General features: G+C 67.0%; 20 protein-coding genes and 1 pseudogene. 12 read left to right on the top strand and 9 right to left on the bottom strand.

Annotated features, from left to right (window positions below):
* Nucleotides 1-53 precede the first annotated feature (53 nt).
* From J2X45_RS00190 to J2X45_RS00180, 3 genes are all read right to left on the bottom strand, one after another.
* Entirely contained in the window at nucleotides 54-1,661 is a 1,608-nt protein-coding gene (locus J2X45_RS00190) for an ABC-F family ATP-binding cassette domain-containing protein (RefSeq protein WP_310209621.1), read from the bottom strand.
* A complete protein-coding gene (locus J2X45_RS00185; protein ID WP_310212036.1) occupies nucleotides 1,618-1,731 on the bottom strand; it encodes a hypothetical protein in 114 nt (37 codons plus the stop codon). The genes J2X45_RS00190 and J2X45_RS00185 overlap by 44 nt, the downstream gene beginning before the upstream one ends.
* A 63-nt stretch (nucleotides 1,732-1,794) precedes the next feature.
* On the bottom strand, nucleotides 1,795-1,956 hold the full coding sequence (locus J2X45_RS00180) for a hypothetical protein (protein ID WP_310209618.1): 162 nt from the start codon (nucleotides 1,954-1,956) through the stop codon (nucleotides 1,795-1,797).
* 264 nt (nucleotides 1,957-2,220) lie between these two features.
* Here J2X45_RS00180 and uvrA point away from each other — a divergent pair, with 264 nt between their 5' ends.
* Nucleotides 2,221-5,127, top strand: a complete 2,907-nt coding sequence (gene uvrA / locus J2X45_RS00175) for an excinuclease ABC subunit UvrA (RefSeq protein ID WP_310209615.1) — start codon at nucleotides 2,221-2,223, stop codon at nucleotides 5,125-5,127.
* Between the two features lie 97 nt (nucleotides 5,128-5,224).
* On the opposite strand, the gene J2X45_RS00170 is transcribed toward uvrA, so the two are convergent.
* Nucleotides 5,225-6,124 carry a hypothetical protein gene (locus J2X45_RS00170; RefSeq protein WP_310209612.1) on the bottom strand — a complete coding sequence of 300 codons (900 nt, stop codon included), beginning with the start codon at nucleotides 6,122-6,124 and terminating at the stop codon, nucleotides 5,225-5,227.
* A 168-nt stretch (nucleotides 6,125-6,292) separates the two neighbouring features.
* On the opposite strand from J2X45_RS00170, the gene J2X45_RS00165 reads away from it, so the two are divergent.
* Entirely contained in the window at nucleotides 6,293-6,907 is a 615-nt protein-coding gene (locus J2X45_RS00165) for a glutathione S-transferase (protein ID WP_310209607.1), read from the top strand.
* Between the two features lies 1 nt (nucleotide 6,908).
* On the opposite strand, the gene J2X45_RS00160 is transcribed toward J2X45_RS00165, so the two are convergent.
* The 3 genes from J2X45_RS00160 to J2X45_RS00150 all read right to left on the bottom strand — a co-directional run bounded on the left by J2X45_RS00160 (nucleotide 6,909) and on the right by J2X45_RS00150 (nucleotide 9,643).
* Nucleotides 6,909-7,793, bottom strand: coding sequence for a hypothetical protein (locus J2X45_RS00160; protein WP_310209604.1), 885 nt, complete (start codon nucleotides 7,791-7,793; stop codon nucleotides 6,909-6,911).
* 9 nt (nucleotides 7,794-7,802) lie between these two features.
* Nucleotides 7,803-8,555, bottom strand: coding sequence for a hypothetical protein (locus tag J2X45_RS00155; RefSeq protein ID WP_310209602.1), 753 nt, complete (start codon nucleotides 8,553-8,555; stop codon nucleotides 7,803-7,805).
* Between the two features lie 149 nt (nucleotides 8,556-8,704).
* Nucleotides 8,705-9,643, bottom strand: a complete 939-nt coding sequence (locus J2X45_RS00150; RefSeq protein WP_310209599.1) for a hypothetical protein — start codon at nucleotides 9,641-9,643, stop codon at nucleotides 8,705-8,707.
* Nucleotides 9,644-9,741: 98 nt separating this feature from the next.
* Here J2X45_RS00150 and trmFO point away from each other — a divergent pair, with 98 nt between their 5' ends.
* Nucleotides 9,742-11,151: a methylenetetrahydrofolate--tRNA-(uracil(54)-C(5))-methyltransferase (FADH(2)-oxidizing) TrmFO gene (gene trmFO / locus J2X45_RS00145; protein ID WP_310209597.1), complete on the top strand. Its 1,410-nt coding sequence runs from the start codon at nucleotides 9,742-9,744 to the stop codon at nucleotides 11,149-11,151.
* A 7-nt stretch (nucleotides 11,152-11,158) separates the two neighbouring features.
* On the opposite strand, the gene J2X45_RS00140 is transcribed toward trmFO, so the two are convergent.
* A complete protein-coding gene (locus J2X45_RS00140; protein ID WP_310209593.1) occupies nucleotides 11,159-11,932 on the bottom strand; it encodes a DUF1365 domain-containing protein in 774 nt (257 codons plus the stop codon).
* On the bottom strand, nucleotides 11,929-13,257 hold the full coding sequence (locus J2X45_RS00135; RefSeq protein ID WP_310209590.1) for an NAD(P)/FAD-dependent oxidoreductase: 1,329 nt from the start codon (nucleotides 13,255-13,257) through the stop codon (nucleotides 11,929-11,931). The genes J2X45_RS00140 and J2X45_RS00135 overlap by 4 nt, the downstream gene beginning before the upstream one ends.
* Before the next feature lie 119 nt (nucleotides 13,258-13,376).
* On the opposite strand from J2X45_RS00135, the gene J2X45_RS00130 reads away from it, so the two are divergent.
* From J2X45_RS00130 to J2X45_RS00090, 9 genes and pseudogenes are all read left to right on the top strand, one after another.
* On the top strand, nucleotides 13,377-14,420 hold the full coding sequence (locus J2X45_RS00130; RefSeq protein ID WP_310209587.1) for a cyclopropane-fatty-acyl-phospholipid synthase family protein: 1,044 nt from the start codon (nucleotides 13,377-13,379) through the stop codon (nucleotides 14,418-14,420).
* The gene (locus J2X45_RS00125) at nucleotides 14,417-14,824 is read left to right on the top strand and encodes a DUF2177 family protein (protein ID WP_310209584.1); all 408 of its coding nucleotides are present in this window, start codon (nucleotides 14,417-14,419) and stop codon (nucleotides 14,822-14,824) included. Before J2X45_RS00130 ends, J2X45_RS00125 begins: the two co-directional genes overlap by 4 nt.
* 45 nt (nucleotides 14,825-14,869) lie before the next feature.
* Nucleotides 14,870-15,982 carry a mechanosensitive ion channel domain-containing protein gene (locus J2X45_RS00120; RefSeq protein ID WP_310209581.1) on the top strand — a complete coding sequence of 371 codons (1,113 nt, stop codon included), beginning with the start codon at nucleotides 14,870-14,872 and terminating at the stop codon, nucleotides 15,980-15,982.
* Nucleotides 15,983-16,135: 153 nt separating this feature from the next.
* Nucleotides 16,136-17,398 (top strand): annotated as a pseudogene (locus J2X45_RS00115) (allantoate amidohydrolase); the annotation flags it as partial.
* A gap of 91 nt (nucleotides 17,399-17,489) precedes the next feature.
* Nucleotides 17,490-18,725: an alanine--glyoxylate aminotransferase family protein gene (locus J2X45_RS00110; protein WP_310209578.1), complete on the top strand. Its 1,236-nt coding sequence runs from the start codon at nucleotides 17,490-17,492 to the stop codon at nucleotides 18,723-18,725.
* Nucleotides 18,726-18,855: 130 nt separating this feature from the next.
* On the top strand, nucleotides 18,856-19,770 hold the full coding sequence (gene puuE / locus J2X45_RS00105; protein WP_310209575.1) for an allantoinase PuuE: 915 nt from the start codon (nucleotides 18,856-18,858) through the stop codon (nucleotides 19,768-19,770).
* A 151-nt stretch (nucleotides 19,771-19,921) separates the two neighbouring features.
* Nucleotides 19,922-20,446 (top strand): 2-oxo-4-hydroxy-4-carboxy-5-ureidoimidazoline decarboxylase, encoded by a 525-nt coding sequence (gene uraD, locus J2X45_RS00100; protein ID WP_310209572.1) that lies wholly within the window; start codon nucleotides 19,922-19,924, stop codon nucleotides 20,444-20,446.
* Nucleotides 20,446-21,633: a urate hydroxylase PuuD gene (locus J2X45_RS00095; protein WP_310209570.1), complete on the top strand. Its 1,188-nt coding sequence runs from the start codon at nucleotides 20,446-20,448 to the stop codon at nucleotides 21,631-21,633. The genes uraD and J2X45_RS00095 overlap by 1 nt, the downstream gene beginning before the upstream one ends.
* Entirely contained in the window at nucleotides 21,630-22,322 is a 693-nt protein-coding gene (locus J2X45_RS00090; RefSeq protein ID WP_310209568.1) for a TetR/AcrR family transcriptional regulator, read from the top strand. The genes J2X45_RS00095 and J2X45_RS00090 overlap by 4 nt, the downstream gene beginning before the upstream one ends.
* The last annotated feature ends 38 nt before the right edge of the window (nucleotides 22,323-22,360 follow it).

Genomic DNA, 22,360 nt, shown 5'->3' with positions numbered 1-22,360 from the left:
CGCCCTGTGCCGCGGATCTTCGAGTCACGCTCGATGTTACCGGTCACATAGCTTTAGCCAACATCATCCGCGCCGTCACGCTTTTTGAGCGCGATCCGCCGCTCGACGCCGATCGCCGCCAGGAAATCCTCGTCATGGCTGACGACCAACAGCGCGCCGTCATAGGCCGACAGCGCAGCTTCGATCGCCTCGATCGAGGCTAGGTCCAGGTGGTTGGTCGGTTCGTCCAGGATCAACAACTGGGGCGGGGTCGCGGCGCAGAGCACGCAGGCCAGGGCCGCTCGCAGACGTTCGCCGCCGCTCAAGGTCCCCGCCGGCTGATACGCTGCGGTGTTGCGAAACAGGAACCGCGCAAGGCTCGCATGCGCCTCATTGAGCCCCGCGCTCGGGTTCAGGCGCTGGAAGTTCTCCAGGATCGTCTGGTCGTCCCGCAACAGGGCGGCGCGCTGGTCGAGCAGCGCGAACGGCGCGCCCAGCCGCACCGAGCCGTGCGTTGGCGGCAGCGCGCCGGTGATCAAACGGATGAGCGTGGTCTTGCCCGCGCCGTTCGGACCGCTCAGCGCCACGCGCTCCGGACCCGTGATCCGCAAGGAAGAGGCGTCGATGACAGGCTCGCCGCCCGGCCAGGCGAAAGCGACATCGTCCAGCGCCAGGACTGTTCGCCCTTCGGACAGACCGCTGGTTGGCAGCGCAAAACCCAACGCTCTGGCCCGCTCTACGTGCGCCTCGGCCGACGCCTTGGCGGCCTGCGCCTGGGCAGCCAGCCTTTCGGCGAGCTTGTCTTCCCTGCCCCCGCTGTTCTCGGCCCGCTCCGCCATGGCGCCGAGCAGGATCTTCGGCGTCCCGCCCCGGTCAGCGAAGCGGCGACCGGCGGCGTCGCGACGAGCCTTGCGCTCGCGGGCCACCTGAACCTCCCGAGCCACGCGCCTCACCTCGCGCTCGGCGTGGTCGAGATCGCGCTGGGCGGCCTCGACCTCCAGCGCCTTGCGCTCCGCGTAGAGGTCATAGCCGCCGCCATAGGACCGCGCGCCCAGCGATGAGAGCTCGACGATCCGGTCCATGTCGCGCAGCAGGGCGCGATCGTGGCTGACGACCACCGCCCCGCCCCGCCAGCGGGCTAGCAGTCGAGCAATCACCCTGCGCGCCTCGGCGTCGAGATTGTTTGTGGGCTCGTCTAGAAGCAGAACGTCGGGCGCGGCGAGCAGCAGCCGCGCGAGGCCCACGCGGGTCGCCTGGCCGCCCGAAAGCGACGGCGCCGGACGCTCGACGTCCAGGCCCGTCAGGCCGACATCGGACAAGGCCTGGTCAAGCCTGGCTGGCAAGGTCCAGTCGGCGTCGCAAAGATCGGCGTCATCGGCCGCGCCACGTTCAATACGCGACAAGCGATCCCAGGCCGCGCCGACGCCAAGCAGGTCCACCACTCGGATCTGGTTGGAAAGGTCCGGCGTCTGTTCCAGGACCCCGACGGAGCCGGTCTTGGCGATGGTTCCGGATCTTGGCGCCCGCGCGCCGGCGATCAACCCCAGCAAGGTGCTCTTGCCCACGCCGTTACGGCCAACGAGACCGATGCGCTCAGACCCGATGGTCAGGTTCAGATTTTCGAAAAGAAGCCGGCCGTCAGGCGTGGCGGCGGAAACGGAATCCAAGGTGATGAAGGACATTTGAGCCCACGGTCAGGGAAACGGGAAGGACGAAGCGGTCTTCCGGCTTGCTGATCATGGGGGCCTCCATCGGATGGGAAGGCACGGTGTCTACGCTTGCGAACAGCGTTCGGCAAGCGCGGCGATTAGTGGCCTAGTTGGGCGTCATGGTGTTCAGGACATAGATCAGAGATCCGATCCCGCCGACAAACACCAGCATGTCGATGACGATCGAGCGCGGCTTGGGAGCCTTCAGCGCGTCGAACGCGTCATGCTTGGCTTCCTGCTTCCCGCTTTCGGCGGCCTTCTTGGCCATGAGCGTTCTTCCCTCAACGCCGGGATCTCGCCCGGGCGTGACCGAAGAAACATGCTCAGCCTAAAGATGACGCTTCCAAACAGGGTTTAGGGATTGCGAACGAACGCCGTTCAAGCGCGCACTGCTGACAGTATCTGTCAGCAGGCGGCGCAGCGCGCGCGCGCGACATTTGTTCGCATCTTGTTCTTGTGTTAATCCGCGCGCTGAGCCCTACATATAGCCGCTGCGCCGCGACCGATGTCGCGGTCCAACGTTCCGGACATCATGGCTGAGCAACTGAACTTCATCCGCGTTCGCGGCGCCCGTGAGCACAATCTCAAGGACGTTAGCGTCGACATCCCGCGCGGCGAGCTGGTCGTGCTGACCGGCCTGTCGGGCTCGGGCAAGTCGTCCCTGGCCTTCGACACGATCTACGCGGAGGGCCAGCGCCGTTACGTGGAGAGCCTCTCGGCCTATGCGCGTCAGTTCCTGGAGCTGATGAGCAAGCCGGACGTGGATCTGATCGAAGGTCTCTCGCCGGCGATCTCGATCGAGCAGAAGACCACCAGCCGCAACCCGCGCTCGACCGTCGGCACGGTGACCGAGATCCACGATTACATGCGCCTGCTGTGGGCACGGGTCGGGGTCCCCTACTCCCCCGCCACCGGCCTGCCGATCGAGAGTCAGACCATCAGCCAGATGGTCGACAAGATCACCGCCCTGCCCGAGGGCACGCGGCTCTACCTGCTGGCCCCCGTCGTTCGCGACCGCAAGGGCGAGTACAAGAAAGAGATCGCCGAGTGGCAGAAGGCCGGCTTCCAGCGCCTGAAGATCGACGGGCAGTACTACCCGATCGAGGACGCCCCGGCCCTCGACAAGAAGTTCAAGCACGACATCGACGTGGTCGTGGACCGCGTGGTGACCAAGCCCGACATGGAGCAGCGCCTCGCCGACTCCATCGAACAGGCCCTGCGCCTGGCCGACGGCCTGGCCGTGGCCGAGTTCGCCACGCTGGAGGAAGGCGAGACCGAGCCCAAGCGGATTCTGTTCTCGGAGCGCTTCGCCTGCCCGGTCAGCGGTTTCACCATCGCCGAGATCGAACCGCGCCTGTTCTCGTTCAACAATCCGGCCGGCGCCTGCCCGGTCTGCGACGGCCTGGGCGCGAAGCTGGCCTTCGACGCCGACCTCGTCATCCCTGACAAGGACCGCACCCTGCACGGCGGCGCGGTGGCGCCTTGGGCCAAGGGCCCCTCGCCGCTCTACACCCAGACCCTGCAAGCCCTGGCGCGGCACTACGGCTTCTCGATGGACGAGCCGTGGCACAAGCTGTCGGCAGACGCCCGCGACGTCGTGCTGAACGGCTCGAAAGGCCAGAAGATCAAGTTCGTCTATGACGACAACGCCCGGAAGTACGAGGTCGAAAAGCCCTTCGAGGGCGTGCTGCCGAACCTCGAGCGTCGCTGGCGTGAAACCGACTCCAGCTGGGTGCGCGAGGAGCTGGGCCGCTTCCAGTCTGACACCCCCTGCGAAACCTGCCACGGCAAGCGCCTGAAGCCCGAGGCCCTGGCGGTGAAGGTGTCCGGCAAGGACATCGCCGAGGTCTCGATGATGGCGATCCGGCCCGCCCGGGACTGGTTCAGCGGCCTGGAAGACCAGCTGACCGCCAAACAGATGGAGATCGCCCGGCGGATCCTGAAGGAGATCAACGACCGCCTGCGGTTCCTCGTCGATGTGGGCCTGGACTACCTGAACATGTCGCGCGGCTCTGGCACGCTGTCGGGCGGCGAGAGCCAACGTATCCGCCTGGCCAGCCAGATCGGCTCGGGCCTTACGGGTGTGCTCTACGTGCTGGACGAGCCGTCGATCGGTCTGCACCAACGCGACAACACCCGCCTGCTGACCTCGCTGCAGGGCCTGCGGGACCTCGGCAACTCGGTGCTGGTCGTCGAGCACGACGAGGAAGCCATCCTCACCGCCGACTATGTGATCGACATGGGTCCGGCCGCCGGCGTCCACGGCGGCGAGATCGTCGCCCAGGGCAAGCCGGCCGAGATCATGGCCAATCCCAAGAGCCTGACGGGCCAGTACCTGACTGGCGCCCGCGAGATCGAGGTGCCCGAACAGCGCCGCCCGTTCAGCAAGAAGAAGATGCTGCGCGTCGTCGGCGCCACCGGCAACAACCTCAAGGGCGTCACGGCCGAGATCCCCGTCGGCACCTTCACCTGCATCACCGGCGTGTCGGGGGGCGGCAAGTCGACCTTCACGATCGAGACGCTCTACAAGGCCGCCGCGCGCCGGCTGAACAACGCCAGCGACGCCCCCGCCCCGCACGAGCGCATTGAGGGCCTGGAGCACTTCGACAAGGTCATCGACATCGACCAGAGCCCGATCGGTCGCACCCCGCGCTCGAACCCGGCGACCTATACCGGCGCCTTCGGGCCGATCCGCGACTGGTTCGCCGGCCTGCCCGAGAGCAAGGCGCGCGGCTATGGCCCAGGCCGGTTCAGCTTCAACGTCAAGGGCGGCCGCTGCGAGGCCTGCCAGGGCGACGGCGTCATCAAGATCGAGATGCACTTCCTGCCCGACGTCTACGTCACCTGCGATATCTGCAAGGGCAAGCGCTACAACCGCGAGACCCTGGACGTGGTGTTCAAGGGCAAGACGATCGCCGACGTGCTGGACATGACCGTCGAGGAGGCCGCCGACTTCTTCAAGGCCGTGCCGCCGATCCGCGACAAGATGGAGACGCTCAAGCGCGTCGGCCTCAGCTACATCAAGGTCGGCCAGCAGGCGACGACCCTGTCGGGCGGCGAGGCCCAGCGTGTGAAGCTGTCCAAGGAGCTGTCCAAGCGCGCCACGGGGCGTACGCTCTACATCCTCGACGAGCCGACCACCGGCCTGCATTTCGAGGACACCAAGAAGCTGCTTGAGGTGCTGCACGAACTGGCCGACCAGGGCAACACCGTGGTCGTCATCGAGCACAATCTCGACGTGGTGAAGACCGCTGACTGGCTGCTGGACTTCGGCCCAGAGGGCGGCGATGGCGGCGGCGAGATCGTCGCGGTGGGCTCGCCGCAGGACGTCGCCAAGGTCGAGGCCAGCTGGACCGGTCGTTATCTGAAGGAACTGCTGGACCGCCACGAGGAACGCCGCAAGGCGCGGGTGGCGGCGCTGAAGGCCAAGCGCGCCTGACGCTCAGCAGCCCGTCCTGGCGGCGGGCGCGGGTCTAAAACAAAACGCCCCGGAGAGCGATCTCCGGGGCGCTTATCGTTCCGAGTGACGCTTGAGCCTACCAGCCGCCGGCGTTTTCGGCGGGGGCCTCGCCCTGACGCAGCGCCTTGTAGATGGTCGGCGCCGGCGACAGCATGATCAGGGCGCTCAGCACCGCCATGAAACCCGAGAACAGCTGCTGCACGATCCCCGAAGGCGTGAAGTAGCTGCTCAGCGAGGTGGTGTCGGCGCGCAGCGCGTTGCCGGCCGCCGAGAAATCGCCTGTCACGATCGCGACCGCCGCGTAGACAATGATGACGATCAGCAACCAGACGATCATGCTCATCACGGCGGCGACCACATAGGCGCCGAGCAGCGACCAGAAGGCCCCCTTGGTGACCTGCATGGACCGGAAGAAGACGATCTCGCCCTTGTCGAAGGTCATGGCGCTGGCCAGCGACAAGCGGACCAGCAGGTAGATCGCCCCAACGATGGCGCCGAGCATCACGAGGGCGCTCAGGAGGCCGCCGCCGACCGCCGCCAGCAGACCCACGACCAGGGCCGCCCCGAACAGCAAAGCCATCATCAGCAAGCCGGTCAGGATCGAGACCACGATCTGGCGCAACTCGTCCTTGCCCACCCGAAGGTATGCAAAACGGTCGTCGCCACGGCGCTGGATCAGCCGGTTGAGCGCCGCCAGCGTGACCCCTTGGACGATCAGGTTGTAGGGCAGCGTCCACAGAAGCGTGGGCGTCATCTGGTCGGCGAGCTTGGTCATCTCGTCGGGGCTGGGTCCATCCGGGTTGGTCATCAGCGACATCGCCGCTTCCATCTGCGCCCCAAAGAAATGGATCGTCAGCGCGTTGGCGATGATCGACACCACGGTCATCACCGCGATCCACACGCCCACCGTCTTCAGGTTCTCCCGCACGAGGCGGAAACCAGAAAAGGCCGCGTCGGAGGCCGAGAACTTCGCCATGACTTACTCTTGGAATGGTGGGACCCAGGTTCACCCCTAGGCCTAACAAGGTTCGCGGCGGTTCAACAGAGCGTCCCACGCGAAATCGACACTGACTGGCTTGCTTCCGATACGCCGAGCTCTAACGTTTGTTTGAACGGCCCATCGCAAGCGGCCGAGGGAGGTCTGATGAAACTCTACGGCGAAGCCATGCCCGCGCCCAATCCGCGGCGGGTGCGCATCTTTCTGGCGGAGAAGGGTCTGGAGGTTCCGGAGATCCGCATCGGTCTGCGCGAAGGCGGACACCGCAGCCCCGAACACCTGGCGCGCAACAGTCTGGGGCAGGTGCCAGTGCTTGAGCTGGACGACGGGACCACGATCAGCGAGACGATCGCCATCTGCCGCTATTTCGAGGTGCTGCACCCCGATCCGGCGCTCTTCGGCGTTAGCGCGCTTGAGCAAGCCCAGGTCGATATGTGGACCCGGCGGATGGAGTTTCGCCTGATGGTCCCGGTCGGGATGTTCTGGCGCCATGCCCATCCGCTGACCGCGCGCCTGCTGAAGCAGAACGTCGAGTTTGGCGAATCCAACCGCGAAGTGGTCGAGAAGGCGCAACTCTGGCTGGACCGCGAACTGTCCGACGGCCGCCCTTACCTGACCGGCGACACCTACACGATCGCCGACATCACCGGACAGACCACGCTGGACTTCGCCGACTTCACCGGCCTGTCGACACCCGCCGAGGCCAAGCACGTCCTGGCCTGGCGCGAACGGATGGCCGCCCGGCCCAGCGCGACCGCGTGAGTTAGGCGTGAAGGCCCGCGTCGATCTCGTCCTGGTTCAGCTGGGCGAAAGCGCGGGCCGGGGCGGCGACCAGGATCACCGTCTGCAGCGTCAGGAAGATCGGGGCCAGCAGCAGATTGGCCAGCAGGGTCAGGATCAGCCACGAGCTGCTGGCCGCCAGGCCGCTGGCGCCCAGATTGACCACCGCCGTGAGCGATTGTCCGATCACCCCGGCCACGGCCGCGCCGAGCAGCGGGACGAGGATCCAGATCACGATCGTCAGCACCAACATGCCCAGCAGCCGCCAGAACTGTCCGTGGGTCTGGATCCAGGCCGCACGGATGTCGATGTGATGATGTGAGAAGGCGTGCGGCCCCAGCAGCGACAGGCGCACCGCCACCCACAGCGAGAAGCCGATCACCGACAGGGCGCCGAGGAACGCGAACCACGCCGCCGCCGCGCCCGACAGCAACGATGAGCCCAGCACCACGACGCCGGACGGGATGATCGTGCACAGCAGCGCCGTGGCCCAGGTGATCAGCGACACGATCAGCAGCTGAATCTCTTCCTTGCCTAGCCGCAGGTAGGCGAAGCGATCGTTGCTGGGCTCAAGCACCGAGCGGATGATCGCCGCCTGCAGCACCGCCCCCAGCAGCAGGGCCAGGGCGACCAGCAGCACCATCACTCCGCCCAGGTTCATGACGAGGTCGAGCAGCTCACGCGGATCGGCAGAGGACCCACGCCCGGCCAGGACCTGGCGCCCCTCCTCGCCCAGCCCGATCTTCACCAAGAGGCCGAGGATCGGCAGCATGACGAGCGAAAAGCCCGCCCAGGCCAGCACGGTCAGCGGCCGGCGGCGCATGGTCTGCAGACCTTCAAGGGCGGCGTCGACGGGGCGTACAGACATCCAGGCGTCCTACTGTTCCGCACGGTGGCGATAGAAGTGGGCGAGCGCGCCGGTCCAGGCGGGCATCGCGTAGAAATAGGTGCAGACGGCCATCACCGACGCCACCGCCGCGCCCTGCCCTGGCGCCAAGCCGAGCAGGGCGCTGAGGACGATGACCGGGATCGATATGGCAAGGCCGACGATCAGCAGGATGTGAGTCCGCCCACGGGTCAGGGGAAAGGCGCTGAGCACCCGCACGCCGGCCTGATCGACCGTGGCGGGAGCGGACAGCGACAGGCGTAGGCCCAGCCAGATCAGGACGAACAGACTGGCCAGCGGTACAATCGCTACAACCAGGCCCGCAGGCCCGGCCTGGGCGAACGCCGCGCGCCAGGCGTCCGCGGTCGAGGGATCAAAGTCTGGCGCGGCGGTACGCGCGACGCCCAGCGCGACGCCGCCGACAATCACCAGCAGGATGGAGCCGATCAGGGCGAACAGGCCCAGGATCATCAGCTGGGCGGCCAGCAAGCGCCACTCGTCCCGCCCCCAGCGCAGCCCCTTCAGCCCCGCCGCGCGGCTGAAAGCGCGCCGAAACAGGGCGCCCTGGGCGACGACCCCGGCGATCAGAGCGATCACGAACCTCGCCCCTGACGGCGCCGAGCCCGCAGCGAGGCTGAGCATCGCTGCGAAGGCCAACGCGCCCCAGCAGTCGCGCACCGCGCCGCCCACATCAGAAAGGCCCGCCCGCAGGGTCGCGCTGACTCCCGCCGATCCTTCCGTCATCCCGTCCGTCCCTCAGGCGCGGCGTTCGGTCCAGGCTCGGACGAGTCGCCGCTCTCCCTGACAATCTAGGGTCTCGTCGCGCGTCTGGCGATGGCGGCGCGCAGCGAGCCCTAGATTTGCCGAGAGCGTAACGCCCGCGACACGGCGCGTCAGGTCTCCGAGGTCAGCGCCCGATGAACGGCCGCCCACGGCGCGTAGAAAATCGCCTGAACCACCGCGCTGAACAGGGCTGCGACCATCCCGATGACGGCGGCCCAGGGCCACACGTCGCGCAGGATGTCCAGCGGCGGCCGCGCCATGAAGGCCTCAAAGCCGCCGTCGCCGTGCAACGCCGCCAGCGATCCGCCTGCCGCGAAGACCGTCCCCAGCAGCACCGCGGCGACCAGGATCTCGACACCGATCACGAACACGACGACCAGCAGCGCCACGCCCAGCAGGCGCCAGCCCTGGCCCTTGGTGAGCGCCCAGGACTCGAAGAGTCGGAACTGGTTGTCGACGAAGGTCATCGGCGCAGCCATCGACAGGCGCAAAGCCACCCACACCAGAACAATCACGGCGACCGCAGCGCCGACAAAGGCCGTGCTGACCGCCGCCATCGCGCCATTCTCGCCGCCGCTGACGCCCGCCACCGCCGCTAAGACCGCGATGACCAGAGCCACGACGAAGGCGACAATCATGATCAGCACCTGCTCGACCAGCAGCAGCAGGGTCAGCCACATCTCGCGTGAACCGATCCGCAGATAGGCCCACGAAGACGAATTGGGGGTGAGAACCGCACGGAACACCGCCGCGCAGAACACCGCCTTGATGAAGGACGACCACAGCCAGAACAGCAGATTGGCCGCCGTCATGCCCGACTGCGCCTGCATCATCTGACGCATAAACTCTGGGTCGGGCGCGCCCTCCTTCTGGGTCATCGCGATCTGTATCATCTGCTGGAACTGCGGCCCCAGCGCCACGAAGCCCAGGATCGCGGGAATGATCATCCCGACGGCCAAGGCGAGCGCCCAGCCGACCACCGCCAAAGGCTTGCGGCCAATGACACCAAACCCGGCTGTCGCCGCCTCGGTCACGGAAAACCTCGCCATGTCCCCTCCCCATGCTCGCCCGGCGCGCAGGGCCCGGCCCAGGATCGTGAGCCTACACGAGGTTTCGCCAAACGACAGCCGGGGGTATAGGGCGCGCCATGACCACGAACTCGACCTACCAACCTGTCCACGTCATTGGCGGAGGCCTCGCCGGTTCCGAAGCCGCCTGGCAGATCGCCCAAAACGGTGTGCCGGTGATCCTGCACGAGATGCGCAAGGACGACGCCAGCGGCAAAGTCGTCACCGACGCCCACCAGACCGACGGCCTGGCCGAGATGGTCTGCTCCAACTCGTTCCGCTCGGACGACTGGCAGTTCAACGCCGTGGGCCTGCTACACGCCGAGATGCGCAAGCTGGACAGCCTGATCATGGCTTGCGCCGACCAGCACCAGGTGCCCGCCGGCGGCGCCCTGGCCGTCGACCGCGACGGCTTCTCCGCCGAAGTCACTAAGCGCCTGTCGCAGCACCCGCTGGTCACGATCGTCCGCGAGGAGATCGCCGGCCTGCCGCCGGCGGAGTGGGACAATGTCGTCGTCGCCACGGGTCCGCTCACCTCGCCGGCGCTCGCCCAGGCGATCCTGGACCTGACCGGCGAAGGCCAGCTCAGCTTCTTCGACGCCATCGCGCCGATCATTCACTTTGAGTCCATCAACATGGACGTCGCCTGGCGTCAGTCGCGCTACGACAAGGAAGGCCCCGGCGGGGACGCGGCCGCCTACATCAACTGCCCAATGAACAAGGACCAGTACGAGGCCTTCATCGACGCCCTGCTGGCCGGCCCCAAGTCCGAGTTCAAGGAGTGGGAGAACGTTCCCTATTTCGACGGCTGTCTGCCGATCGAGGTCATGGCCGAACGCGGCCGCGAGACCCTGCGCCATGGTCCTATGAAGCCGGTGGGCCTGACCAATCCCCGCGACCCGACCGTCAAATCCTACGCCATCGTCCAGCTGCGCCAGGACAACGCGCTGGGCACGCTGTGGAACATGGTGGGCTTCCAGACCAAGCTGAAGCACGGCGTCCAAGCTGAGACCTTCCGCATGATCCCGGGCCTGGAGAACGCCCAGTTCGCCCGCCTGGGCGGCCTGCACCGCAACACCTTCATCAATTCGCCCAAGCTTCTGGACAAGTCGCTGCGAATGAAGGCGATGCCGCGCCTGCGCTTTGCGGGCCAGGTCACCGGCGTCGAAGGCTATGTCGAGAGCGCCGCCATGGGCCTGCTCACCGGCCGCTTCGCCGCCGCCGACCGTAAGGGCGCGCCGATCGACGCCCCGCCGCCGACCACTGCCCTGGGAGCCCTCGTGGAGCACATCACCGGCGGCCATCTGGATGCGGGTGTTGGCCCTGGCAGCTTCCAGCCGATGAACATCAACTACGGCCTCTTGCCACCGCTGGAAGCGCCCAAGGTCGACGAAGACGGCAAGAAGATTCCGCTGAAGGAGCGCGGCCGCGCCAAGAAGCGGCTGATGAGCCTGCGGGCTTTGAAGGACCTCGAAGCCTGGATGGCCTGAAGGCGGCTCAGGTCGCAGCGGGTCGTCGCAGACCGCGCGTGGCCTTGTCCTGCGGATAGTAGCGGAAGCCCTTGAGGATGATCTTGAGGGCTTCCCAGTGGATCGCCACCAGAACGCCGGCGACCTGCCAGGGGTGGGTGGCCAGGGCCTTCAGGATGGCGCCATCGGTCAGCGTTCGACGCGCGCCGGCGAAGGTGGCCGACAAGATGACGCCGGTCTCGTCCAGCACGTCGACCCCCACGCTGACCGCGTCGGCGGGCGGTTTGGTTTCGAAGTCGTAGCGCAGGTTCATGGGCAGAAACGGCGAGACGTAGAACGCCTTGCCCGCCTCCTGCTCGACCCAGCCGTCGAGGCCCAGGCGTGCGGACATGATGTAATCGTGACGCTGCCCGAAAGTATTACGTACGGCATGGACCGTGGCGAGAAGACGATCCTGCGCATCGTGACAGAAGAATACGGTGAGCGGGTTGAACCCCTTGCCCATAATCCGCGGCATGGTCAGGACGCGGATGCTGGTTACACCCTCCGCCAGGCCCTGCGCTGAGAGCTTCGCCAGGATCTCTTCCTTGAGCGTCGCATGGGGGTCGTCGAGATGGTCGCGATCGTGAAATCCGACCAGGTTCCAGGTTCGGCGCGAGAAAAGACGAAGCCGTGCGTTCAGCGCCTCGATCTCGTCGAGATCCAGCAACAACATGAAAACGCCATAGCGCAGGTGATGGCGCTTGGGGCGGGTCCGGTCGTGAACGACATGGCCCGCATAAAGCCCCGAGCGGGAGATCACGCAACCAACTCGCGATCAGCGGCGGGCTCTGCCGTCTCCAGAACGATACGGCCGGACGGGTTGGGCACGAGCCACGGGCGACGCACCCCGCCCAGCTGCTCGGCGACGGCGAGACCGGCCTGCAGGCCGTCCTCGTGGAAGCCGGAGCCGAAATAGGCGCCGCAGAACCAGGTGCGCCGACGCCCCTGCAGCGACCACAGGCGGCGCTGGGCCAGCATGGCCGGACCATCGAACAGCGGATGTTCATAGACCTGGTCGTGCATCAGGCCGGCCGGATCCTGCATCGGGTTCAGCGACAGGAAGTACGGACGCTCGGTCCCCAAGGGCTGGAGGATGTTCATCCAGTAGGTGACGCCGCCCTCGCCGTCCTCGCCGCGACGACCGACGTGGTTCCAGCTGGCCCACGCGCGACGGCGACGGGGCATCAGGGCCGGATCGCTGTGCAGCACTGCGCGGTTACGGCTGTAGCGGAACGCGCCTAGCAGCTCGCGTTCCTCGATGCTCGGCGAGGCCAGCATCGACAGCGCCTGGTCGGCGTGCGCGCCGATCACCACGTGATCGAACGCCCGGGTCTCACCCGTCGCGTCCTCGATCTTGACGCCGTCCGGCCCGCGATGGATGGCCTTGACCGGACGCCCGGTGAGGATCGGTCCCGACACGCCGGCGGCCAGCTTCTCGACATAGCGCGCCGAGCCGCCGACGACGGTTCGCCAGATCGGCCGCTTGTCGATCGGCAGCATCAGGCCGTGATTGTCGAAGAACCGCAGGAGCGCGGCGGCCGGAAACTCGCGGATGTCGCGCAAAGAGGCCGACCAGATTGCGGCGGCCTGCGGCAGCAGGTGATCTTCCTGGAACGCGCGGCCGAACCCCTGGCGGCGCAGGTAGTCGTCCAGCCGGCACAGCCCGCCCCGCTCCAGATCCGCTGGGATGTTCCGCCCCTCGCGATAGAACCGCACGACGTCCAGCAGCATCTTGATGAAGCGCGGGTTCACGGCGTTGCGCTTCTGCGCCAGCAGCTTGGTGCTGGAGTATTCCAAGGCGCCGCCGTCCAGCGAAACGCCGAACGACATGTCGGTTTCGGTCGTCTCGACGCCGAGATGCCGGAACAGAGCCGTCAGGTTCGGATAGTTCGGCTCGTTGTAGACGATGAAGCCGGTGTCGACGGCCACACCTTCGGCGAGGATGGTGTTGGCATGACCGCCTAGTCGGTTGTCCGCCTCGTACAGCGTCACGTCATGCCGGTGGGACAGAAGCCACGCGGCGGAGAGGCCGGACACGCCGGAGCCGACGACGGCCACAGACTGACGGGGAACGAGGTTGACCAAGACAATCTCCCAGCGCGCCAAGGCGGCGCTGATGAGAGGTACGCAAGCTTGCGACGGTCGGACGCATCCGAACAGCGCCTTGGCGCGTAACTGTCAGCGATCCTCCCGGAGATTGACGCATGAGCCTGGTGAAGACCGCGATCCACGCCTTCGAGGACGCGCCGATGCCCGACGTCGTGTCGCGCGCCGCCATCGACTTTCTGGTGGGCGACGCCCGCCGCCGCCTGCAACACGCGCCGTCCGACGCGACGTCGGCCTTCGCCCGGGAGATGGAGACGCGACCGATCGCGACCCATACCGCCAACGCCAACGAACAGCACTACGAGCTTCCCGCACCGTTTTTCGAGGCGGTGCTGGGCCCGAACCTGAAGTACTCCAGCGGACTCTATCCGCCGGGCGCGACCACCCTGGCCGAGGGCGAGGCTGCGGCGCTGCGTGAAACGGCCGAACACGCCGATCTCCTGGACGGGCAATCGGTCCTGGAGCTGGGCTGCGGCTGGGGCTCGCTGTCCTTATGGATGGCTTCACGGTGCCCCAACTCCAGCATCACTTCAGTGTCGAACTCGGCCTCGCAACGCGCCTTCATCGAGGCCCGCGCGGCCCAGATGGGCCTGACGAACCTGACGGTGATCACCGCGGACATGAACGACTTCCAGACCGACCAGCGCTTCGACCGCGTGGTCTCGGTGGAGATGTTCGAGCACATGTCCAACTGGCGGGCCCTGCTGACCCGGGTGCGCGGTTGGCTCAAGCCGGACGGTCTGCTCTTCCTGCACGTCTTCACGCACAAGAACACGCCCTATCGCTTCGAGATCGACGATCCCGCCGACTGGATCGCGCAGTACTTTTTCAGCGGCGGCGTGATGCCCAGCCACGACCTGCCGCGACAGTTCCCTGATCTCTTCACCGTCGAACGCGACTGGCGCTGGAGCGGCGAACACTACGCCCGCACAGCCCGTCAGTGGCTCGAGAACTTCGACGCCCGCCGCGCCACGATCGATCCGATCCTCGCCGAGGTCTACGGCAAGCACGCTACAGTCTGGCGCCGCCGCTGGCGCCTGTTCTTCCTGGCGACTGCTGGCCTGTTCGGCCATCGCGGCGGCGAGGAATGGGGCGTCAGCCACTATCGGATGCGCCCGGTTCCCTTGGAGACGGCCCAATGATCCAGTTCGCCGTCGCCTATGTCGGGACCGCTCTGGCGATGCTGGTCCTCGACATCATCTGGCTGGCCCAGATGGTCAATCGGCTGTACCAGCCCCGGATCGGCGAACTCCTGGCTGAAAAGCCTTCAATGCCGCCGGCCGTCGTTTTCTACCTGCTCTATGTGGCGGGCATCGTCATCCTGGCGGTGATGCCGGCGCTGCGCGAGGGCGGCTGGAAGCGCCTTTTGGTCCACGCCGCCGTCTTCGGCCTCGTCGCTTACGCCACCTACGACCTGACCAACCAGGCGACCATGAAGACCTGGTCGACGACGATCACCCTGGTCGACATGGCCTGGGGGACATTCATCACCACCGTCGCGGCGTCCGCCGGCTATGCGGCGGCGCGCTGGTTCGGCGCGCGCTGACGCGGTTGAGGGAGCCATGACCCCGGCGAGGCGTTCGCCCTGGTCATGGACGCCTTTTCCACCGCGCTTTCCTCGTTCGTCACCGGGTTCGCTTGGGCCCCGCCCTGGCTTGTAAGCTTTTGCGTGATCGCTCTCGCGCTCTTCGCGGCGTTGGCGACGCATGCCCTTGCGGTCAGGCTGGTCCGCCGAACCCTCTCTCGCCGCGACGCCTTCTGGCAGGCTCTGATCGCGCGCACCCGTCGCCCGACGCGGATGGCGCTGATCGTCGCCGCATTGGGCCCGGCCGTTTCAGCAGCGCCGCTCTCGGCCGGCCAGGCCGACGCGGGACGGCACGTGCTGCTTGTCCTCTTCATTCTCCTGATCGGCTGGATCGCCATGACCGCGCTGGACATCGGCGCGGCGCTCTACCTGCGTGGCTTCAAGGTGGACGTCGAAGACAATCTTCTGGCGCGCAAGCACGTGACCCAGGTGCGGATCCTGCGGCGGGCGATGGCGATCCTGGTCGGACTCTTTACTCTGGCCCTGGCCCTGATGACCGTGCCGGGCGTCAAGCAATGGGGCGTCAGCCTGCTGGCCGCCGGAGGCGCGGCGAGCCTGATCGTCGGCCTGGCCCTCCAACCGCTGCTGACCAACCTTATCGCAGGCATCCAGATCGCAGTGACCCAGCCCATCCGGATCGACGACGCCGTCATCGTCGAGAAGGAGTGGGGAAACATCGAGGAGATCACCGCCACATACGTCGTCGTCCGTCTTTGGGATTGGCGACGCCTCGTCCTCCCGCTGACCTATTTCATCCAGACGCCCTTCCAGAACTGGACCCGGGAGAACGCCGCGTTGATCGGGACGGCGATGCTGTATGTCGACCCCGCCGCGCCTGTCGATCGGCTACGGACGAAGCTGGAGGAAATCGCCCGCGCCTCCCCGCTCTGGGACGGTAAGGTCGTCAATCTGGCTGTCACCGATATCCGCCCCGACGTCATGGAGATCCGCTGCCTGGTCAGCGCGCGCAACGCGCCGACCACCTTCGACCTGCGTTGCGAAGTCCGGGAAAAGATGATGGCCTTCCTTCGCGACGAGCTCCCCGAGGCGTTTCCGAGAAGTCGCTTGGCGCTTGCGGCGGATCCCGCTCGCTCGGTTTTCACGGAGCGCCCTTCCTAAGTAAGCAAATTATGACTTATGAAGAGGCGCCCGTGATCGTGGCGTGACGCCCGTACGGGCGCCGTCCGCGAACTCGCCCGACAAAGGCTTGTGACACGGGACCCGCAGGCGCAGCCTGCTAGGGTTGGCGACGAAGCGGGGGCGCAGGGGAACGTGGCGGACGGTTTCGACATCGGAGCAAGAGCCAAGGCGCGGTGCGACGCGCTGGGGATGGCGCCGTACAGCGAGGTCGCAGGCCAACTTACGCGGCGCTTTCTGACCCTAGCCCATGCCGCCGCCCTGAACGCGCTCGGCGGCTGGATGTCCGAAGCCGGGATGAGCGTCCGCCGCGACGCCGCCGCCAACCTGATCGGCCGCTACGAGGGTCACGCGCCCGGAGCGCCAGCCCTGATCATCGGCTCGCACATCGACAGCGTCCGCAACGGCGGCCACTATGACGGGCCGCTGGGGATCATGCTGGGGATCGACGTGGTCGAGGCCCTGGATCGCGCCGGCCGCCGACTGCCCTTCGCGATCGAGGTCGTGGCCTTCGGCGACGAGGAGGGCTCGCGCTTTCCCGCCTCGATGAGCTGCAGCCGCGCCATCGCCGGAACCCTGGACGCCAGCGCTCTGGAGATGCGCGACGCCGACGGGGTGTCGGTGGCCGAGGCTCTGGCGGCCTTCGGCGGCGATCCGGAAGGCGTCGCCTCAGCGGCCCGCCGCCCCGAAGACGTGCTGGCCTTCCTGGAAGCCCATATCGAGCAAGGTCCGGTGCTGGAGGCCGAGGGCCTAGCCCTGGGCGTCGTCACCGCCATCGCCGCCCAGAAGCGCCTGATGGTCCGGATCACGGGCATGGCCGGCCATGCCGGCACGACGCCGATGGGTCTGCGCAAGGACCCCGGCCCCGCCGCCGCCGAAGCCATTCTGGCGCTGGAACGGATCTGCCGCGCCGGAGCCGACGGCCTGGTCGGCACGGTCGGCCGCATGACCGCCCTGCCCGGCGCCTTCAACGTCATTCCCGGCGCCGTCGAGTTCTCAATGGACATCCGCGCCGAGACCTCGGCCACGCGCGACGCCGCCGTCGAAGCGATCACCGCCGAGATCCACGCCATCGCCGCCGCGCGAGGCCTTTCGGCGACCGTCACACTGATGCAGGCCCTGGCCGAGAGCCCCTGCGATCCGTCACTGATCGGTCTGCTGGAAGAGGCGCTGAGCGACCTTGGCCTGCCCGCCCGCCGCCTGCCCTCGGGCGCGGGTCACGACGCCATGGTGATGGCGGACCTCTGCCCCACCGCCATGCTGTTCATCCGCTGCGAGGGCGGGATCAGCCACAACCCGGCCGAGGCCGTCACCGAGGCCGACTGCGCCCTGGCGGCCCGGGTGTTGCTGGGGTTCGTGGAGAAGCTTTCCCCTACCGTGTCATCCCGGCCGCAGCGCAGCGAAGAGCCGGGACCGCAACAATCGCCGGCGCATCCGGCGGTCCCGGATCGTCCCTTCGGGACATCCGGGATGACAGGCGCTTGAGATCATGACCGACACCTATTCAAACCCCATTGGGGACCTCGACCACCCCGCCCGCCTGCTGATGGGCCCTGGCCCCATCAACGTGCACCCGCGCGTGCTGCGGGCCATGTCGGTGCAGCTCTTGGGCCAGTTCGATCCCGAGTTCACTGGCTATATGAACGAGGTCATGGCCCTCTATCGGGGCGTCTTCCAGACCAAGAACCGCTGGACCTTCACGATCGACGGCACCTCGCGGGCCGGAATCGAGGCGGCGCTGGTCTCGACGCTGCAGCCCGGCGACGACGTCGTGGTGGTCAACGCCGGCCGCTTTGGCCTGCTGCTGGCCGAGATCGCCGAGCGCTGCGACGCCAGGGTCACCTTCGTCGAGGCGCCGTGGGGAACCGTGGTCGATCCGCAGGCGGTCGAGGACGCCGTCAAGCGCGTGAAGCCGCGGCTGGTGGCCTGTGTCCATGGCGACACCTCGACCACCATGGCCCAGCCGCTGGACGAGATCGGCGCGATCTGCCGCGCGCACGGGGCGCTGATGTATGTCGACGCCACCGCCACCCTGTCGGGCATGGACGTCCCCGTCGACGCCTGGGGCGCCGACATCGTCACGGCCGGCCTGCAAAAGTGCCTGGGCGGTCCCTCCGGCTCGGCTCCCATCACCATCAGCGACCAGGCCGCCGAGCACATCTTCTCGCGCCGTCATGTCGAGAAGGGCCTGGCCGGAACCGGCGGCGCGGCCGGGAACGGCCGCCGCATCGCCTCGAACTATTTCGATCTGGCGATGATCATGGACTACTGGTCCGACAAGCGCCTGAACCACCACACCGAATGCGCGCCGATGCTGTTCGCCGCCCGCGAATGCGCGCGGCTGGTGCTGGAGGAAGGACTTCCGGCGCGCTTCGAGCGCCACCGCCAAGCGGGCGCGGCCATGACTGCGGGCCTGGAGGCCATGGGCCTGTCGATCTATGGCGACAAGGCCCACAAGATGACCAACGTCACCGGCATCTGGGTCCCGGACGGCGTCGACTACGACCGCGTGAAGGCGCGGATGCGCACCGACTTCGAGATCGAGATCGGCTCGGCCTTCGGACCCCTGACCGGCAAGATCTGGCGGATCGGGACCATGGGCGTGAACGCCCGCAAGCACGCGGTCCTGCAGACTCTGGCGGCCTTCGAGGCGGTGCTGCGCTGGGAAGGCTTCAGCGCCCCGGCCGGCGCGGGGGTGGACGCGGCGGCGAAGGTGTACGGATGAGGGCGCGATCCAAAATCCTCCCCCTAGCGGGGGAGGTGTCGGCGCAGCCGACGGAGGGGGAAGTCCTGCTGACCCTGCCCCTTCCCCCTCCGGCGCTGCGCGCCACCTCCCCCACTGGGGGGAGGATTTGATGACCTACCCCCGCGACCTCATCGGTTACGGTGAGCATCCGCCGCACGCGCGGTGGCCGGGCGGCGCGCGGGTCGCCGTCCAGTTCGTCCTGAACTACGAGGAAGGCGCCGAGCGTTCGATCCTGCACGGCGATCCCGTCTCCGAATTCTTCCTGTCGGAAATGGTCGGCGCCCAGCCCATCCAGGGCATGCGGCACATGTCGATGGAGAGCCTCTACGAATACGGCTCGCGCGCCGGCTTCTGGCGCATCCGGCGGCTGTTCGAGGAGTTTGACCTGCCCCTGACCGTGTTCGGCGTCGCCCAGGCCATGGAGCGCCATCCCGACGCCGTCGAGGCGATGATGGAGTCCGGCTGGGAGATCGCCAGCCACGGCTATCGCTGGATCGACTACCAGCACTTCACGCCCGAGCAGGAGCTGGAGCACATCCAGCGCGCCATCGAGATCCAGACGCGCCTGACCGGCGAGCGCCCGCTGGGCTGGTACCAGGGCCGCACCAGTCCCAACACCGCGCGGCTCGTGGCTCAGGAGGGCGGCTTCGTCTACGACGCCGACAGCTATGCCGACGACCTGCCCTACTGGGACGACCAGCACGGCCGCGCGCAGTTGATCGTGCCCTACACGCTGGAAGCCAACGACATGCGCTTCACGGCGGCCCAGGGCTTCAATACCGGGGAGCAGTTCTTCACCTATCTGCGCGACGCCTTCGACGCCCTCTATCTGGAAGGCGAGATCGCACCGAAGATGATGAGCGTGGGCCTGCACTGCCGCGTCGTCGGCAAGCCGGGGCGGATCGGGGCGCTGCGGCGATTCCTGGAACACGTCACCAAACACGACAAGGTCTGGGTGGCTCGGCGCATCGACATCGCGCGGCACTGGATCGCCGAGCATCCGTATGCGGGGAGCGCCAAATGATCCCCATCCAGCAAAGCCCGTCATCCCGCGACGTGTTCGCGGGACCCATGGTTCAGATCTCGCGTGTGAGCGTGATCACGCCCGCACCTGCGACGGATCGATGGGTCCCGCGCATGAAGCGCGGGATGACGGGATTTGGGGGTGTGAACTCGTGAATTCAGCTCCGCCCCTGACCCTGGCTCGGCTGAACAGCATGGACCAGACCGGCTTCGCCACCGCCCTGCACTTCGCCTTCGAGCTCTCGCCCTGGGTCGTCGAGCGTGCCTGGGACGCTCGCCCGTTCGCATCCGTCGAAGCGATGCACGCGGCGATGATGGCCGTGCTGGACGCGGCGACCACCGCCGACAAGCTGGCCCTGATCCGCGCCCACCCGGAGCTTGCGGGCAAGGCGGCGATCGCCAAGCAGCTGACCGCCGAGAGCAACGCCGAACAGGCCAGCGCGGGGCTGGACAAGCTTACGCCCGACGAGTTTGCGCGCTTCCACGAGTTGAACGCCGCGTACAACGCGCGGTTCGGCTTTCCCTTCATCATCTGCGTGCGCCTGAACGACAAGGCCTCGATCCTCGAGGCCATGGCCGCGCGCCTTTCCAACGACGAGGCGACCGAGATCGCGGAGGCCATCACCCAGATCGGCCTGATCTCGAAGCTTCGCCTGCTCGACGCGGTGACTGACTGATGGACTACGATTTCGCCGGTTGGATCGGCATGGCGCTGCGGTGGCTGCACGTGATCGCGGGCGTGGCCTGGATCGGGGCGTCGTTCTACTTCGTCTGGCTGGACAACAATCTGCGCGACCCCAATCCGCCGAAAGACGGCGTGAAGGGCGAGTTGTGGGCCGTGCACGGCGGCGGCTTCTACCACTCGCAGAAGTACCTGAACGCGCCGGCGCACATGCCCGAGCACCTGCACTGGTTCAAGTGGGAGGCCTATACCACCTGGCTGTCGGGCTTTGCGCTGCTGATCGTGCTCTACTACTGGCAGGCGGGGGTCTATCTGATCGATCCGGCCAGGCACGCCTTCACGCAGGCTCAGGCGATCAGCATAGGCCTGGCCTTCATCTTCGGCGGCCTGGCCACCTATGAGGCGCTCTGCCGCTCGCCGCTGGGAAAGAACGGCAAGCTGTTCGGCGTGGTGTGGTTTTCGATCCTGACCGCCGCGACCTGGGCGCTGACCCAGCTGTTCTCCGATCGCGGCGCCTTTATCCATGTGGGCGCGATCATCGGCACCTGCATGGTCGGGAACGTGTTCCTGGTCATCATCCCCAACCAGCGCAAGATCGTCGCGGCCATGCTGGCCGGCCAGCCGGTCGACCCGCGCCTTGGGGCGATGGGCAAGCAGCGGTCGGTGCACAACACCCACATGACCCTGCCGGTCATCTTCATCATGATCAGCAACCACTACCCGGCCGTCTCGGGGCATCCGAAGGCCTGGCTGCTGCTGGCCCTGATCAGCGCCGGCGCGATCGCGATCCGCTACTTCTTCATCCAGCGCCACTTCGGCAAGATTCGGCACGAATTCCTGTTCTACGGCGCCATGCTGATCTTCGGCGCCACCGCCATCGCCTCGATAAAGCCTAAGGACAAGGTCGAGATCAGCGGCGAGGTCCCCTTCACCACCGCCCAGGCCATTGTCCACAAACACTGCGTGACCTGCCACAGCGCCGCGCCGACCCACGCCGCCTTCTCCGCTCCGCCCCTGGGCGCGGTGTTCGATACGCCGGCGCACATCCAGACCTACGCACCAAAAATAAACGAACGCGCGGTCCTCTCGACCAGCATGCCCCTTGGCAACGAGACCGGCATGACCGATGAGGAGCGCGCCCAGCTGGGCGCCTGGATCAAACAGGGAGCCAAGATCCCGTGACCGACGCCGTCCTGGACGCGCAAGCCGACGCCGCAGCAGGCTCCGCAGACGACGCGCCGCGCAAGCGCAACGCCGAGCGCACCCGCAAGGCGATCCTCGCCGCCGCCCTCAAGGAGTTCGCGCAAGCCGGCTTCGCCGGGGCCCGGATCGAGAGGATCGTCAAGGCCGCCAAGTGCAACATCCGCATGCTGTACCACTACTTCGGGGACAAGAAGGGCCTGTACATGGCCGTCCTCGAAAGCGCCTACATGGACCTGCGGGCCCGCGAGGCCGAACTGAAGATCGACTTCGACAAGCCGCTGGACGGCTTTCTGGAGCTGCAGCGCTTCACCTTCGACTATTTCGAGAAGAACCCGCGCTTCGAGGGCCTGCTGCGCAACGAGAACCTGCAGCATGGCAAGTTCGCCGCCCAGTCGCGGGTGGTCACCGAGACGGCCTTTCCCCTTCGCCGCACGATCGAAGGGCTGATCGAGAGCGGCCAGCGCCAGGGCGTGTTCGGGCCCGATCTCGACCCGGTGCAGATCTATGTGACGATCGCGGCCATGAGCCGCTTCCACCTGGCCAACGGCTATTCGCTGTCGGCGACGCTGAACACCGACATGAGCGCGCCCGAATGGCGCCGGGCGCGGCTGGACCACGCCCTGGCGCTGCTGGAAGGCTATCTGACGCGAGGCGCGTCCAAGCGTTAGAGCATTTTTCGAGCGAAGTGGTTCCGGTTCGCGTGAAG

The organism is Caulobacter sp. BE264 (assembly GCF_031457805.1).
Classification (GTDB): domain Bacteria; phylum Pseudomonadota; class Alphaproteobacteria; order Caulobacterales; family Caulobacteraceae; genus Caulobacter.
The sequence above is the reverse complement of the archived record's forward strand: the minus strand, read 5'-3'. Positions and strand labels throughout refer to the sequence as shown.